This is a genomic window from Halobacillus sp. A5 (assembly GCF_024189315.1).
In the GTDB taxonomy this organism is placed as follows: Bacteria; Bacillota; Bacilli; order Bacillales; family Halobacillaceae; genus Halobacillus_A.
Map to the genome: position 1 here is coordinate 1 of NZ_JAIZEO010000010.1, position 16,154 is coordinate 16,154.

General features: G+C 43.2%; 12 protein-coding genes, 2 tRNA genes and 1 pseudogene. 2 read left to right on the top strand and 13 right to left on the bottom strand.

Annotated elements, in window-relative coordinates; genetic code table 11:
• Window positions 1-635: 635 nt before the first annotated feature.
• The 13 genes and pseudogenes from lysS to spoIIE form a co-directional block, all read right to left on the bottom strand.
• Window positions 636-2,117, bottom strand: a complete 1,482-nt coding sequence (gene lysS, locus LF822_RS22385; protein WP_253926307.1) for a lysine--tRNA ligase — start codon at window positions 2,115-2,117, stop codon at window positions 636-638.
• Between the two features lie 462 nt (window positions 2,118-2,579).
• Window positions 2,580-3,083, bottom strand: a complete 504-nt coding sequence (folK, locus tag LF822_RS22390) for a 2-amino-4-hydroxy-6-hydroxymethyldihydropteridine diphosphokinase (RefSeq protein ID WP_253926308.1) — start codon at window positions 3,081-3,083, stop codon at window positions 2,580-2,582.
• Window positions 3,076-3,444: a dihydroneopterin aldolase gene (gene folB / locus LF822_RS22395; RefSeq protein ID WP_253926309.1), complete on the bottom strand. Its 369-nt coding sequence runs from the start codon at window positions 3,442-3,444 to the stop codon at window positions 3,076-3,078. Before folB ends, folK begins: the two co-directional genes overlap by 8 nt.
• The gene (folP, locus tag LF822_RS22400; RefSeq protein ID WP_253926310.1) at window positions 3,444-4,268 is read right to left on the bottom strand and encodes a dihydropteroate synthase; all 825 of its coding nucleotides are present in this window, start codon (window positions 4,266-4,268) and stop codon (window positions 3,444-3,446) included. The genes folB and folP overlap by 1 nt, the downstream gene beginning before the upstream one ends.
• Before the next feature lie 115 nt (window positions 4,269-4,383).
• The gene (gene cysK / locus LF822_RS22405) at window positions 4,384-5,313 is read right to left on the bottom strand and encodes a cysteine synthase A (protein WP_253926375.1); all 930 of its coding nucleotides are present in this window, start codon (window positions 5,311-5,313) and stop codon (window positions 4,384-4,386) included.
• 159 nt (window positions 5,314-5,472) lie between these two features.
• A pseudogene (gene hslO, locus LF822_RS22410) lies at window positions 5,473-6,348 on the bottom strand (Hsp33 family molecular chaperone HslO).
• A gap of 3 nt (window positions 6,349-6,351) precedes the next feature.
• Window positions 6,352-7,146: a type III pantothenate kinase gene (locus LF822_RS22415; RefSeq protein WP_253926311.1), complete on the bottom strand. Its 795-nt coding sequence runs from the start codon at window positions 7,144-7,146 to the stop codon at window positions 6,352-6,354.
• 132 nt (window positions 7,147-7,278) lie between these two features.
• Window positions 7,279-9,339, bottom strand: a complete 2,061-nt coding sequence (gene ftsH, locus LF822_RS22420; RefSeq protein ID WP_253926312.1) for an ATP-dependent zinc metalloprotease FtsH — start codon at window positions 9,337-9,339, stop codon at window positions 7,279-7,281.
• A gap of 118 nt (window positions 9,340-9,457) precedes the next feature.
• A complete protein-coding gene (gene hpt / locus LF822_RS22425; protein ID WP_253926313.1) occupies window positions 9,458-9,997 on the bottom strand; it encodes a hypoxanthine phosphoribosyltransferase in 540 nt (179 codons plus the stop codon).
• Between the two features lie 23 nt (window positions 9,998-10,020).
• A complete protein-coding gene (gene tilS, locus LF822_RS22430; RefSeq protein ID WP_253926314.1) occupies window positions 10,021-11,400 on the bottom strand; it encodes a tRNA lysidine(34) synthetase TilS in 1,380 nt (459 codons plus the stop codon).
• 70 nt (window positions 11,401-11,470) lie between these two features.
• Window positions 11,471-12,388, bottom strand: coding sequence for a protein kinase domain-containing protein (locus tag LF822_RS22435; RefSeq protein WP_253926315.1), 918 nt, complete (start codon window positions 12,386-12,388; stop codon window positions 11,471-11,473).
• Window positions 12,369-13,103, bottom strand: coding sequence for a VWA domain-containing protein (locus LF822_RS22440; RefSeq protein ID WP_253926316.1), 735 nt, complete (start codon window positions 13,101-13,103; stop codon window positions 12,369-12,371). The genes LF822_RS22435 and LF822_RS22440 overlap by 20 nt, the downstream gene beginning before the upstream one ends.
• A 63-nt stretch (window positions 13,104-13,166) precedes the next feature.
• Window positions 13,167-15,608 carry a stage II sporulation protein E gene (gene spoIIE, locus LF822_RS22445; RefSeq protein ID WP_253926317.1) on the bottom strand — a complete coding sequence of 814 codons (2,442 nt, stop codon included), beginning with the start codon at window positions 15,606-15,608 and terminating at the stop codon, window positions 13,167-13,169.
• A gap of 274 nt (window positions 15,609-15,882) precedes the next feature.
• Here spoIIE and LF822_RS22450 point away from each other — a divergent pair.
• Window positions 15,883-15,956: transfer RNA gene (locus LF822_RS22450), tRNA-Met, on the top strand.
• A 76-nt stretch (window positions 15,957-16,032) separates the two neighbouring features.
• Window positions 16,033-16,104, top strand: a tRNA-Glu gene (locus tag LF822_RS22455).
• Window positions 16,105-16,154: the final 50 nt, after the last annotated feature.

The window sequence follows — 16,154 nt, forward strand, 5'->3', positions numbered from 1 at the left end:
ATATAGAAAGAAGATGTTGACGTACTGGTTGGTTCGTTCAGTTTTCAAAGATCAAAATTTCGTTTGACGCCTCAAAATGGCGACTTAATTAATATATCATCTTAACGAGTTGAAGTCAATAACTTTTTCGAAGATGATTTGATTTGTTTTCTTGCGATGCCGCACCTCTTGTTGCGACGTTTATTAATATATCACGGTTCCCATTCCACATCAAGTACATTTTTAAATAAAAGTAAATTCTGACTTATCGCATTCAATATAAGATTTTTTGTTGAATTTAGTCGAAAATTAAGGTGAATTTAAGTTTACTTATTCTATTACAGTCCGGTACAGAATATCGAAAGATGAACAGTCCGGTTTTCTTAGATCTCCACAGAAGCATTGATGTAACCAGGACGCCATCCACAGATTTTTTAATGTGAAATTCGTAACATACAATCCTGCTAATGCATTTACTCAAAACATTTCTGCGATAAAGCAAAAGTGAACTGACCTTCATGTCCAAGCAGGCTGCATACGCACATACATATCACTATAAATAGAATACTAATTTTCGTATATCAGAACCCCTTCAGATATTCTAACTAAAAAAGAACTTCCAGCCCTTTAAATCAGGCTGGAAGTTCTTTTTGTTATTATCTCTTCCTCATTTGAGGGAAAAGCAATACATCCCTAATGGATGCAGAATTTGTCAAAAGCATCACTAAACGATCGATCCCGATTCCTAAACCGCCTGTTGGAGGCATGCCATATTCTAATGACTCCAGGAAATCGTCATCCATTAAATGAGCTTCATCATTTCCTTCTTCTCTTTCTTTTAACTGTGCTTCAAAACGTTCACGCTGATCAATTGGATCGTTTAGCTCAGAAAATGCATTTGCATGCTCACGTCCTACGATAAACAACTCAAATCGATCAGTGAAACGAGCATCTTCCGGATTCTTCTTAGCAAGTGGTGATATCTCAATCGGGTGCCCATATACGAAAGTAGGCTGAATTAACTTCTCTTCCACTTTCTGCTCAAAGAACTCATTGACTATATGACCAAATGTCATTGTTTCTTGAATTTCTACATCATGCTCTTTAGCAAGGGATTTTGCTTCTTCGTCACTCATTTGCTTCCAAAAGTCTACCCCAGTGTATTCTTTTACAGCGTCTACCATATGCAGGCGTGTCCATTCCGGTTCTAAATCAATTTCCTGATCATCGTACTGTACTATAGTTGTGCCTAACACTTCTTTGGAAATATGCGCGATTAAGTTTTCCGTTAAACTCATAATGTCATGGTAATCCGCGTAAGCTTCGTAAAGCTCGATCATTGTGAATTCCGGGTTGTGCCGGGTTGAGACGCCTTCGTTACGGAAGACTCGCCCGATTTCATAGACCTTCTCCATCCCGCCTACAATCAGTCTCTTTAAATGAAGCTCGATCGCAATACGCATATAAAGCTCCATATCAAGCGCATTATGATGAGTAACAAAAGGCCGCGCCGATGCTCCTCCAGGTATGCTGTGCATCATTGGAGTTTCGACTTCCAGAAATCCTAAGTTATCTAAATATCTGCGCATAGACTGAATAATTTTACTGCGCAGCACAAAAGTATCACGGCTGTCCGGATTAGTAATCAAATCTAAGTAACGTTGACGGTAGCGCTGTTCGACATCTTTTAGACCGTGGAATTTTTCAGGTAAAGGGCGTAGAGATTTTGTTAAGATCTCAAATTTGTTTGCCTTAACGGACAACTCTCCTACGTTTGTTTTGAACATTTCTCCTGAAACTCCGACAATATCACCGATATCAGCAGACTTAAAGATCGCATAGGCTTCTTCCCCGATGGCATCTTTACGCACATACAGCTGAATTTGACCGCTGAGATCTTGTATATGAGCGAAACCCGCTTTCCCTTTTCCACGCTTCGTCATAATTCGACCTGCTATTGTGGCGGGAATTTGTTTCTCCTCAAGTTCTTCTTTTGTATATTCATCGTATTGCGACTGCAGTTCGCTTGCCAGTGCTGTACGCTCAAACTTACTGCCAAAAGGGTCAAGTCCCTGTTCTTTGTAATTGTTCAACTTCTCTCTTCTCACCTGCATTTGGTCATTGAGCTCTTCGGACATGAATCATCACTCCATTCTTATAAAAGTTTATATATAAACCTAACGTTTTCGCAATTAGCTCTGTTAAACACTGAATTTAATATCTCCCTAAAAATATATTGAAATATCGTTTCAACTATCAGGGGCTTTAATTCAATACAAGCTTAATTATTTCCTTAATACATCAACACCTGCATTTAACATAACCTCACAAATAAAAACTGCCAGTAAACCACTGGCAGTATTCTAACTATGATTTAGTATAGAAAAGTCCTCGAAAGGTGTCAATGTAGAAACGCCAACGAAACTTCATGCGCTCATTTAGATCTGCTGCCAATTCATAAAGAATCTCCAGCATTTCTTATTTTTTAACCGTTAAACGGAAGGCTGAATTACATACACCGGCCACTTGGCCGAGGCTGCCCGGTGCAGAATTGTGAAACCTGAGATAGTCTTATTCCACGATCTATACCAGACTATTACTTATAAAATTTTTCCCCTCCAAAGGGTTACGCCGGCGACTTCCTCAGGAGGAAGATCTCTCACTATTTCCTCTGCGCGTTTCTTTAATGCAGAAATGTAGGCCTCCGGGTTCAAATCAGCCAAAGGTACCATCACAAAAGCCCGCTCATGCATATGTGGATGAGGGATCGTTAAACGCTCATCTTTCATATTTTCTTGATTGTAGAGCAGAATGTCAAGATCTATTGTGCGCGGACCCCATTTAACTACTCTTTTCCTGCCTAAATCTGCTTCGATTTTTTGACAATAATCGAGCAGACTTAAAGGATTCAGCCGTGTTTCGACTTCTATCACTGCGTTTAGAAAATCATTCTGGTCTGTGTAGCCCACAGGGGCCGTTTCGTAAATATTCGAGCTTCGTATGAAATCTATTTCTGAATGAGTCTTAAGAAGTTCGACAGCTTCCATTAAAAACTGCTCCCGTTCCTGCAGATTTGATCCGAGGGCAATGTAAGCTCTATTCATTCTCTTTTCTCCTGTAGATATCAATCGCTACGGACTTGTAGTGACCAGGGATAGGAGGATCAGGCTTCGTCACCTTCACCCTGCAGGCTGCTAACTGAGTAAATTGCTGCAATAATTCATCAGCTAAATGATCAGCTACAGTTTCTACCAGCTTCCGCGTTTTCCCTTCGACAACTTTCTTTGTCACTTCATAGACTTCGCCATAATCTATGGAAAGGTCCATATCATCGGACCGCCCTGCAGGTTTAAGGTCCATTTCTAATTCTAAATCAACATAGAAACGTTGTCCGAGTTTGTTTTCTTCTGGAAAAAGTCCATGGTACCCCCAGAACTCCATTCCATTTAACTGAATTTGATCCATCACCTTGACCTCCCTGTCATAGCATCCATCATTTTTGCCATTCGAGCAATTTCTTTTACGTCATGCACTCTAACAATTTTAGCTCCTTTTGCAATACCGAGACAAACCGTTGCTCCTGTGCCTTCCATACGCTCTGTTTCGGGCAGATCTAAGACATGTCCGATGAACGACTTCCGCGAGGTTCCCAATAACAGCGGATAGCCAAGGTCATGAAACTGGTCAAGCTGACGCATGACTTCAAGGTTGTCCTCCATTGTCTTAGCAAAGCCGACGCCCGGATCCAATATGATCTGTTGGTCGCTGACCCCGGCTTCCTTTGCCAGTTTAAGGCTTTCCTTCAAATCTTCCTTCATATCGACAATTAACGAACTGTAATTTTTATTCTCACGGTTGTGCATTAAAATAATTGGAGCGGCAAGTTCAGCAGCCACTTCAGCTATTTCCGGCTCTTTCTTTGCCCCCCAAACATCATTGATTATGTCTGCCCCGGCTTCTAGAGCGCGCCTTGCTACTGCAGCTTTGTACGTATCGATAGAGATGGGAATGGAAACCCGTTCTTTTACGGCTTCAATCACTGGAACGACCCGGTCTGCTTCTTCCTGTTCTGAAACAGGCCGGTGTCCAGGCCTTGTAGATTCGCCGCCAACGTCTATAATGTGCGCCCCGTCTTTCTCCATTTGAACCGCATGGGCAACAGCAGCATCAATTTGATTAAACCGTCCGCCGTCAGAAAAGGAATCAGGAGTAATGTTTAAGATACCCATTACAAGTGTCTGTTCTGTTAATGAATAGGAGCGTTTTTTTGTCACTAGCTGAAAACTCATTTCACTTCCTCATTTCCCACAATAATTATTTCTCTATTTTACACCATCCTCCCTTATTAAAACAAAAAAGCTGCGCCCCTCTTTATAAGGGCACAGCTTTTGTTTGGGGGTCAGTTTATTCCTCTTCAAATTGGTAAAGAGGTGTGGAAAGGTAGCGTTCACCGTTACTAGGAATAATAGCCACAACTTTTTTACCTTTTCCTAACTGTTTAGCAACTTTCTTAGCTACGTGAATGGCTGCACCGGAAGAAACCCCTCCAAGAATGCCGTCTTTTCTAGCGGCTTCTCTTGCGCAGTCGTAAGCTTCCTCTGTGGTAACCTGGTGTACTTCATCATAGATTTCCGTATTGAGAATTCCAGGAACAAATCCTGCTCCAATTCCTTGAATCTTATGAGGTCCCGGCTGGCCTCCGGACAATACCGGAGATCCTTCTGGTTCCACTGCATGAATTTTCACTTCCGGGTACTTCTCTTTTAACACTTTTCCAGCACCCGTAATTGTACCGCCTGTACCAATCCCAGATACGAAAGCATCCAGCTGATTACCCATCTGCTCTACGATCTCAGGTCCTGTGGTTTTTTCGTGTACCGTTACGTTTGCCTGGTTATTAAACTGCTGAGGCATGAAGTATCCATGTTGATCCTGAAGTTCCGAAGCTTTTTTAATAGCTCCTTTCATTCCGTCAGCTCCCGGGGTTAAAACAAGTTCAGCACCATAAGCACGTAAAAGGTTACGACGCTCCTGACTCATTGTATCCGGCATAACAAGAACCGTTTTGTACCCTTTAGCAGCCGCGATCATCGCAAGTCCGATACCTGTATTACCGCTTGTAGGCTCAACAATCGTGCTGCCTTCTTTTAAATCACCTGACTCTTCGGCAGCTTCAATCATTGAAAGGGCAATCCTGTCTTTCACCGAGCTGCCGGGGTTCATGTATTCAAGCTTTAAGTAGATGTCTGCACTGTTTTCATCAGCGCTTTTGTTCAATTTTACTAAAGGGGTCTGCCCCACTAATTCACTAACACTATTCGCTATACGCATGATCTCACTCCTAAAACCAAGTATTTTAATAGGATTTAATACTAATGTACGCAATACACAGACTGTTGTCAAACATTTCTATCAACTTTCATAAAAATGTTCCCTTAAACAAAACAAGCGAAACGCAATAATAATTACGCTTCGCTTTACGCTGATTTATAGTTAAGAAGGGTTGGATTGCAATTCTTTTAGATCATGTTCGTTAAAATTGTACGCTTCGTTGCAGAAGTGACATTTCGCTTCCGCACCTTTGTCTTCATCAATCATACGTTGAATCTCTTCATCTCCTAAGCTTGAGATGGCAATTTCCACTCGTTCCCTTGAGCAGTGGCATTTAAATTGCACAGGGATGGAATCAAGGATTTGAAGCTCATCCCCAATTAATGCTTCCAGAATCTCTTCCGGTGTTTTACCCTCACGTACCATAGTTGAAATGGGAGCAATCGTACTTAAACGTTGCTCTAAAGCCGTCGTCGTCTCATCATCGGCTCCCGGCATCATTTGAATAATAAACCCGCCGGCGGCCAGAATTGAATGATCGGTATCTACCAGAACACCAGCCCCCACAGCAGAAGGTACCTGTTCTGAGTTTGCAAAATAATACGTAAAGTCTTCACTCACTTCACCAGACACAATCGGAACCTAGCCTGTAAAGTGATCTTTCATGCCAAGGTCTTTCACAATGCTCAGCGTGCCATCTGTACCTACAGCCTGAGCAACATCCAGTTTCCCCTGACTGTTTAAATCAAAGTCAACATGTGGGTTCTTTAAATAACCTCGAACTTCTCCTTTGGCGTTAGCGTCGGCAATTATGGCCCCGACAGGTCCATTTCCTTCAATTTTTGCAGTGAGTTTATCTTCACCTTTTAACATAGCACCCATCATAGCGCTAACGGTAAGTGTACGCCCCAGCGCAGCAGAAGCTGTTGCCCAGGAATCCTGCCGGCGGCGGGCTTCTTCTACAGTTTCTGTAGATTGAATAGCATAAGCACGCACTTGGCCGTTATAACCGATTGCTCGTACTAAATAATCTGACATAAATCATCCTTCTCCTTTGAATGCTTTATTATCTTTGTTGTTTTGATAAATTTTATTCAACCCTTTTAATGTTAAATAAGGATCGATTACATCAATCGTCCGTGATTCATTACCAATTAGTGTGGCCAGCCCTCCAGTTGCAATAACCGTCGGCGGAGCTTCAGCCGTTTCTTTCATTCGCCGGACGACTTCATCCACCTGGCCGACGTACCCATAAAAAACGCCTGACTGCATGGCTTCCACCGTGGAAGCTCCTACAACCTGCTCAGGACTTTTTATTTCAATCTTTGGCAGCTTTGCGGCTTTTGCATATAAGGCTTCCATTGAAATATTGATTCCTGGAGCTATGGCTCCGCCCACGTATTCGCCGTTTCTGTTGATATAACAATAGGTGGTCGCTGTACCAAAATCAATGATAATGAGCGGAGTATCATACTCTTCAATCGCTCCCACAGCATTAACGATTCGGTCTGCTCCAATTTCGTGAGGGTTCGGATATTTCATAGGTAAACCTGGATCTACTTCTTTGTCCCCAATGATCATCGGTGTTTTTTTGAAATAATAGCGTGACATGCGCTCGAGCGCAAACATTATTGGTGGAACTACCGAGGAAATAATGACTCCATCTATATTTTCAAACGTAAGACCTTCATGGTCAAACAATGATTTAATGAGCATGCCGTATTCATCTTCTGTTTTGTATCTGTCTGTTTTAATCCGCCATTGATAACTTAATTGGCTGTCTTCGAAGACGCCGAGAACCGTATTTGTATTCCCTACATCAAGGACAAAAATCATATGCCAAGCCTCCTGTTTCTTTTCCTTCGGCTTCCATCATATCACAATTAAAGAACTCAATGGGATGATGAGTTTTGACTAAAGCCAGAAAAAAGCCACATCCCCTTTATAGGGAATGTGACTTTAAGACTGTTACGTCCGATCATTACGATCATGGTTATCCTGCTGGTCTTCTTTATCATTTTGGTTCTCATTAGATGGTGAGGAAGATCCCTCAGAAGAATCTTGTTCATCATCTTTAGATTTGAGATTCACACGAACATTTTCATTATTGGATTGACGCTCATCAATCTCTTTCTGCTCTTCCTGATTAGCTCGAAGCTGCTTGTTGTTTTCAACCGCAATTTCTTCAAGCTCTTCATCCGTCGGCAGGCGCCCCTTCTTAAATAAGGACTCGATTTGAGTGGCATCCAGTGTCTCTACATCCAATAAAGTGCTTGCGATAAGTTCAAGCTTATCTTTATTTTCTGTGAGAATCGTCTTAGCCCGGTCATAACTATCCGTAATAAACCTTTGAACTTCTGTATCAATATCATAAGCGATTTGATCACTATAATTCTGGTCATTTTGAATGTCACGACCCAGGAATACCTGTCCTCCGGAGTTCTGACCGAATTGAAGCGGTCCAAGCTTCTCACTCATACCATACTCAGTTACCATCTTACGGGCAATAGAAGTGGCACGCTGGAAGTCATTGTGAGCACCGGTTGATACTTCACCAAACATGATCTCTTCAGCAACACGGCCGCCAAGTAAACCTGTGATCTTATCAAGCAATTCCGGCTTCGTCATGAAGTAACGATCTTCTTTTGGAAGCATGACCGCATAACCGCCTGCCTGACCGCGAGGCACGATAGTTACTTTATGAACCATGTCCGCATCGTCTAATACCATACCAATAACGGTATGTCCACTTTCGTGGTGAGCCACAATATTGCGCTCTTTCTTAGAAATTACACGGCTCTTCTTAGCAGGGCCGGCAATAACACGATCAATAGCTTCATCAACATGGAGCATATCAATCTCTTTACTGTCTGAACGAGCTGCCACAAGGGCCGCTTCGTTTAATAAGTTTTCTAAGTCGGCACCAGAAAACCCTGGTGTACGAAGAGCAATGGTTTTTAAATCAACATTATCAGATAGAGGCTTATCACGAGCGTGAACACCCAGTACCGCTTGACGTCCTTTAACATCCGGGCGGTCGACCGTAATTTGACGGTCAAAACGTCCTGGACGCAGCAAGGCCGGGTCAAGAATATCCGGACGGTTGGTAGCTGCAACCATTATGATTCCTTCATTAGCTCCAAACCCATCCATTTCAACAAGCAGCTGGTTCAGCGTTTGCTCACGTTCATCGTGCCCGCCGCCTAAACCGGCTCCACGCTGACGTCCGACTGCGTCAATCTCATCGATAAAAATGATACATGGCGCATTTTTCTTAGCGTTCTCAAACAAGTCACGCACACGGGAAGCACCGACACCGACAAACATTTCTACGAAGTCGGAACCACTGATGGAGAAGAAAGGTACTCCCGCTTCACCCGCAACGGCTCTCGCAAGTAATGTTTTACCAGTACCCGGAGGTCCCACAAGCAGGACACCCTTAGGGATACGCGCACCTACAGCGGTGAATTTACGAGGATCCTTCAAGAAGTCAACGACCTCAACAAGCTCCTGTTTCTCTTCATCTGCCCCGGCAACGTCTTTAAAGCGCACCTTTTTCTTATCTTCACTGTACATCTTCGCCTTACTCTTACCAAAGTTCATGACCCGGCTTCCGCCGCCCTGAGCCTGATTAAGCAAGAAGATAAACAAGATAAATATGATCACAAACGGAATAATGGATGTAAGTACAGTCACCCATACACTCGGTTGTTCTTCTTCTTCAACGTTTAAAATACTTTGCTGCTGTGCTTCTTCTGTTACGTTAGAAACAATTTCTTCGTTGGCTGGAATGTTTGCGGTGAATGTTTCACCTTCTTCACTGCCAGCTACTGAACCTGTGATACGAATGACACCATTAGAAGGCTGCATCGTCATTTCTTCGATTTCACCATTATTCAATCTATCGTAAAATTCGTTCACGTTTAATGTTTGTTCTGGCTCACCTTGACCTCTAAATAGACCGACTATGCCGATAACTACGAGGAAGATTAGTAAGTAAAAGATTGTATTACGAAATATCCGGTTCATTTCCTACCTCCTCCCAAGCGAGAAAAACTATAGTAAATGTTATCACACAAAAAACGAAACACACAACTAATTGCCCTTACATTCAGCACGTTTAATGGAAGTCGTATATTGGAAGTCATTATCCACCATACACTTCCGGCTTAAGGATGCCGATGTAAGGGAGGTTACGATATTTTTCATTGTAATCAAGACCATATCCTACGACGAATTCATCAGGTACTTCAAACCCGACGGTATCGGCTTTAATATGGGATGTTCTGCCTGCTGGTTTATCAAGCAGCGTAACAATTTTAATGGATTTTGCTTTACGATATTTAAATAAGTCCACTAAGTAGCTTAACGTCAAGCCACTATCAATAATGTCTTCTACAATGATTAAGTCTCTTCCCTCTACTTGAGTATCCAGATCCTTGACAATTTTTACTTCGCCAGTGGAACGCATGCCCCCGTCGTAGCTGGATACGTCCATAAAGTCCATTTCCAGATGGGTTTCTATCCGCTTCAGCAGATCCCCCATGAATGGCATGGCCCCTTTTAATACTCCGATCGCCAAAGGAAAACGTCCGTCGTACTCTTCTGTCAGCTGTGCTCCAAGTGCTTTACACTTATTTTGAATTTCTTCTTCAGAAATTAAGATTTTCTCAATTTCGTTGTGCATGAAAGCTCCTCCTACGTTCTCAGTTATTTTTTATATTGTAATCGAAGCCATGTACCGGAAGGGTTCCTAGTACACCCCTCACCTTTCTTTAAACCAACCAGCCATAGGATTTGACCATCATGATCCGTAACAACCGGCCATGTGCCGCGAAGCTGTGCAGGGATCTTTTGGTCGATAAAAATATCCTTTACCTTCTTAGACCCATTCATTCCTCTAAGTATCATTCGATCTCCCGGTTTTCGATTTCGAACAATTAACGGCAGGGACACGTGATGTGAATCACAAACGTATTCATATCCTTCCTGCTCCCGGGGATCTCCTCCCGCCTCTAGGGAAATGGTTGATCCATCTGGAAGTGAAACTTGCTCTCCTATGTATAATGTGTGTTCAAATGCAGTTTTTTCCGGTTCCGGATTAAAGGTGAATGTGATTTCATCGTAAGCACGGACTACCTTTAAACCCTTTGGAAAATCTAAGCTTGCATTAGGTTTTTGTTCATCCAAAAGGTGAAAAAACATCTCCTCATGTAAATAGGAGATTTCTTCAATTTGATTACCATACAGATAGTTTAATATTAGATGAAAGGCACTCCTTTGTAAAGCAAGCGGATGCTTTTGAAAAGCAGTTTTTGAAAATTGTGTGAAGCCGCCTTTTCCACCTGCCATCTCAGCGATCTGCAGAACTTGTCCAGCCTGTTCTTGAATGTAGGAACGTTCTTGTGAAAAGCGCTCGCTCAGCCCTTGCATATGCTGATGCAATTTAGGGTTTAACGACTTTAGAAAAGGGAGCACCTGCTTACGGAAAGCGTTACGAGTATAATCATCCTCTTCGTTTGAAGGATCGAAACGTGGCTTGAGATGATTTTCAGTACAATAGTTCAGCAGCTGCTCTTTGTTTAAGCACAAAAATGGGCGGATGATCTCACCACAGGAAAAGGGGCGCTTTACAGGCATGCCGTGAACAGCTTCGGGCATAGCACTTCTTGTCACCTGCATCAGCATCGTTTCTGCTTGATCATCACCGTGGTGTCCAAAAGCCAGCTTATCCGCCTTTACCTCTTCCATTACTTTCGCCAAAAAACGGTAACGCATCTCTCTTGCCGCTTCCTGAGTCCCCATGCCCGTCTCTTTCTTATAGGAAGAAACATCGACCGTCGTCCCGCAGAAAGGGACTCCCCAATTCTCTGCAAGTAACTTAACATACTCTAAGTCCTGCTTTGATTCGTCTCCACGCAGACCATGGTCCACTGAAGCAATAACAAGAGAAAGCTGGTATTTAGCTTTAATCTGTAAAAAATAATGAAAAAGAGCGAGAGAATCCGGGCCGCCGGATACAGCAAGCACAACGCGATGGTTCGATTGAAGCAGTTCATGTTTGTTAATAAAGATTTCCACGTCTTTCACTTGCTGTAAACCTCCTATCACATCTCCTACCATCGTACCACCACAAAGCCCTCTCCTGCAAAGCTTTCCTTTATAACCATAAATTCCAAGCGGAGATCCCGTAAAACACTAAAGCAATAAAGGTGACCCCGAGCATTTCCCCCCATTCTGCCGCCTCGTGGTGAAGGCTTTTCCGAGTGACCGTCTGAGCAGGATGTGCTCTCTTCATAAGGATTTGGCCTAAAGCTTCTTTCATACCTTTAGCTGTATAATATTTACCTTGCCAGCAATCGTTAATGACCTTCTTATATTCTGAAGGGAGAGGGGCCTGCTTCAGCTTTTCCTGAAGTGTTTTCTTCGGATCCTTCTGGGCTTTAAAACGCTTAGGATATACCGTTTCGAGCATTATCATCGTAACAGCAAATAAATCATACCCCGGTTCTGCTTTTCGAGATCCATATCCCCAGTATCCACGATCATAGAACTCTGTATACTCTTTAATCGCACGCCCTATTGCGGTGACGCCGCCAACATCAATCCATTGAACCTTTGAATCAGCGATCAATAGATTATCAGTTTTAAGGTCTCCAAAAACAAAACCGGCTTGATGCAGGTGCTCTAAATCACTTAGCAGCTGCATGGCACAAATCCCTACCCACTCCTTTTTCTTTCCTCTTAAAAATGCCGCTAAAGAATCTCCCTTTATATATTCCATGACATAAAAGGGATAAGTGGAGCCTGTGGAAGTGACCCAGTCATCCACATCAACAAAAGAAGGCCCAAGCTTCACTCCTTGGACCTTACTGAATTTCTTAAGCATATTCACTTCCAGCATGAGTCTCGAACTCTCGGTCCCTATTTTCAGCGCATACGAAACCCCGTTTTTCCGGCACAAATAAACTGCCCCGCAAGCTCCTTCTCCAAGCTTATTCACAATATGGTAAGCATGATGATTCCATTTTCCGCGCACAAGAGTGCCGTCGGTTACATTAAAAACCGGTTTCTTCATATGGATCCACCCTGCCTTCATCTCGTCGAATAGACTTATTTGTAAATGCATAAAGAGCTTCTTTAAGAGCAGGTCCTGTCGGTGTGTATCCTCCACTCGACAACCTGGAAAAAAGGTTATGAATAGCACTGAGCTCAGACGTCCAGTCCACTCTTTGCTTAATGGTATGCTTTGGATCCGGGAAGGAGTATACACTAAACTGATTTGAGCCGCTTCTCGCATTGAGACTTAAGGATAAATCGGCCAGTGCTTCCTTCACTGTAGGCAGCTTATGATGCATACTCGCGCTTGAATCCACGAGCACAAGGACCTCAAGCTGACAGGTCTCCCCAAGATCGTCCACAATTTCGACCACTTCTCCCCTTTGCTCGGGGGGAAGTTCTTCAATCGTTTTACGTTCGCCCAGGATGTGCTGCAATTCCTTATTGACCACCCCTTGAATCGTTTGAGTCATCGCCTGCTTCGTCACCATTTGGACCGTTTCAGATAAATTCTTTTGATAAACGATCTGACTAACCCCGCCTCCGGCTTCAGCAATGGATTCTACTTCTTTTAGACCCTGCGGCTCCCCTGGCTGATGATCATCGAGCACCCCGATGACATTGACCGTTACCCCCTGGTTTCTCGCTAATGCAGCGACAGCAACAGGGTCCTCTCCATAGTTTGAGCACCCATCCGTTATCAATAGAATTTGTTTTAATCGACCTGCGTTCATCGAGTTTCCCTCCTCATGTGTTACGACCATTTTCGCCGAAACTGAGGAAGAATATACGTTAATCTACGCTTGTTTTTTCTGAAAAGGGATGGCGGTCCATTCAGGCATATAATGGTCAAGCCTTGCGACAATGATGGTCATATCGTCATCAATTCCTCCAGATTGAGCACGAATGACTTCTTCTAATAGAATATCTGCAAATTCCTGAGGATCCTCCTGATGAATTTCTCTTATTTTCCTCTTCAGCCACACCTCCACATTTTCGACGTGTTTTGGTCCCTCTAAGATGCCATCACTCACCATAATTAAAAGATCCCCTGCTCGTAACTGTTCACTGGTTGTATCTACATCCACCTCTCGAATAATTCCCATTGGCAGATTGCCCGCTTCAACAGAAATAATTTGATCTCCTCTCTTTATAAAACTCGGAGTGCTGCCTATTTTAATAAATTTAGAGGTGGCGAGGTGAAGATCAATCACCGCTAAATCTAGAGTAGAAAAAATCTCATCATTGCTTCGTAAGGAAAGAATCGAATTAATCGATTGTATGGCCACAGATTCCTGTATCCCCGACTGCAGAATCTGTTTCAACAGACGCAGCGTTTCCACACTCTCTTCATGTGCCCTCTCCCCATTTCCCATCCCATCACTTATCGCTAACGCATATTTCCCCCTTCCTAATTCCATCATGGAATAGCTGTCTCCCGAAATAAATCCTCCTCCTTTAGCGGCATGAGCCACACCTGGTTCAATGGTATAATGCTTTGCAGACCCAAACGTCATTAAGCAGCGCCCATTTGGATAGGGCGAGATATCCTCCATCGTAACCACAATGGTTTCCTGAAGGATATCTGTAAGCAGCGGTGCAATTAACTTTTCACCTTCCCCTCGATATTGGTCAATTTCAATAATTACCTCCAGGTCTATATTACCTGCGTCCAATGTATAGATTTCGAGCTTCGCAACGTTTAAACCTAGCCTCTCTAATGCTTCGTGAATAATATGCTCCTTCTGCTCATGATGCTCCCGTTCCTTTACAATCTCCTTCGCAAAATTGTTCATCACTTCTGAAACGCCGTGAAGCTGTTCTGCGACAAACTTACGGCTCTCCTGCACCTGCTGTTTCAGCTGCTTATTGGCATGATAAAACGAAAGCTCGTGCTTCATCGTATCGATCAGTTTCTGGGACTTCACACAATATTGGTCCACATTCTTCCGCATCATCCGGCTTACTTCTTCTTTCTCATCAATCTCCTCCATTAAATCTGTCATTAAATTGTGGGTCTCATCGAATTGATTGATCCAGCACTTTTCCTTTTTAAAACAGGCCTGGCAGGTTTTTTCCGTGACGTGACTTAAAAAGTAATCAACTTCGCGATTAGCATCCTCCTCTACTTGAGAACGTTCTATATGATGAAAGCTCTTAGACAAAGCCTCAAACACATCCGAAAACTTCCCAACTCGAACAGCTGTTACATCTCTAACTTTTTGTAAATACTTCTGTTGTTCCTGACGATGTTCATCAGTCCCTGGAACGAAACGTGATAATCGTTTCACCCAGCGGTCAGGCGTCATAAAGAACAGAATGATCGCAAAAAAGGAAGCCCATAATGAAGCAGTCAAGCCATCCCCTGTATAAAACCCCATTAAAATGGTACTTACAAAAAGCCCTGCACCTACCCCCAGTTTATTTCCCTCTTTTAATAAACCTCCCAGCAGCCCCGAGAAAGCGAGCAGACTCATTTGATATAGATGATCCACATTAGACAGGCTCAGGACAAGGCCGGTGACCACCCCCACCGTAGACCCTATAGCCGCACCGGCAATATATGCCAGCAAAATTACCAAATATCGCGAGAAGACATCAACCATCGCCACATCCTGATATTCAAACCCGATCATCCCCGTCAAAACGGAAGCCAGCAAAATAATAAAACAGACAATTTCTTCATTTTTTAAAGTAGGATGATAGCGCTGCGGTGATAAAAGGGGCAGGCTCTGCATAAAGATAAGTACAAGTATAAAAGTCAGAACCCCCTCGGAAAGGAGAAGAAAGATTTCGTACAGATGCCACCGGTCTAAGAAGGCCAGACTGATCGTCCGGGGAATCATACTCGCTAACGCTGCCATTACCGGCAGCCACTTCTGCGGTTGATGAAGCTTGTTTAAAAAGCCCGTTAATAAAAGAATGGAAGCAGCAGCACCAGCAATAAATCCAGCATGTCCATAACTATATGTAGCTGCACCGACCGCCATCATCATTGTTGCCGGAAGGATGAGTGGACGCTTGAACCACCAGATCACAGCTAAGAAAGCAACACCGAACGGAGCCATCGAAGACAAGATCACAGCTCGTCCCAGTAATAAACTAAGAGCCATATGGAAGACACCCTTGCTGGCTAAAAACGTGAACGCCGAAAGCGCCATTTTTTCAATTCCTTTATTTAATGATGACTCTCTCCATATAGCTTCGCGACCTGCTCGTTTCATAACCGTCCCCAACATAATATTCACCACTCCTTTTTGATAGACCTATTAAACCACATCCAACTGGATCATTTTGTCAAAACAACAGATGGACAAGAACAAAAACTTCGATGGAATTCCAACAATCGGAGCCCCTTTCTACAAAATAGCACTCACGACATTCGTTACTTATCCAAAATAACCAAAGATTCTCTATCGAAATTGACAGAGTAATCTCACAATTTTATTTTATATTGACATGTTTTTTTTCATAGTGTACTATAACTCTTGTGCCTAAAAGCACCAAACACATGGCGGTGTAGCTCAGCTGGCTAGAGCGTACGGTTCATACCCGTGAGGTCGGGGGTTCGATCCCCTCCGCCGCTACTATTAAGTGCTGAATGGCTTTGATAGATGCGACTCGAATAAGACATACCGCACACAATGATATACATAGTAACCAGGCCCGTTGGTCAAGTGGTTAAGACACCGCCCTTTCACGGCGGTATCACGGGTTCGAATCCCGTACGGGTCATCACATTATGAAAAAAACGTCTTTCTCTAGTATTGAAGAGAAAGACGTTT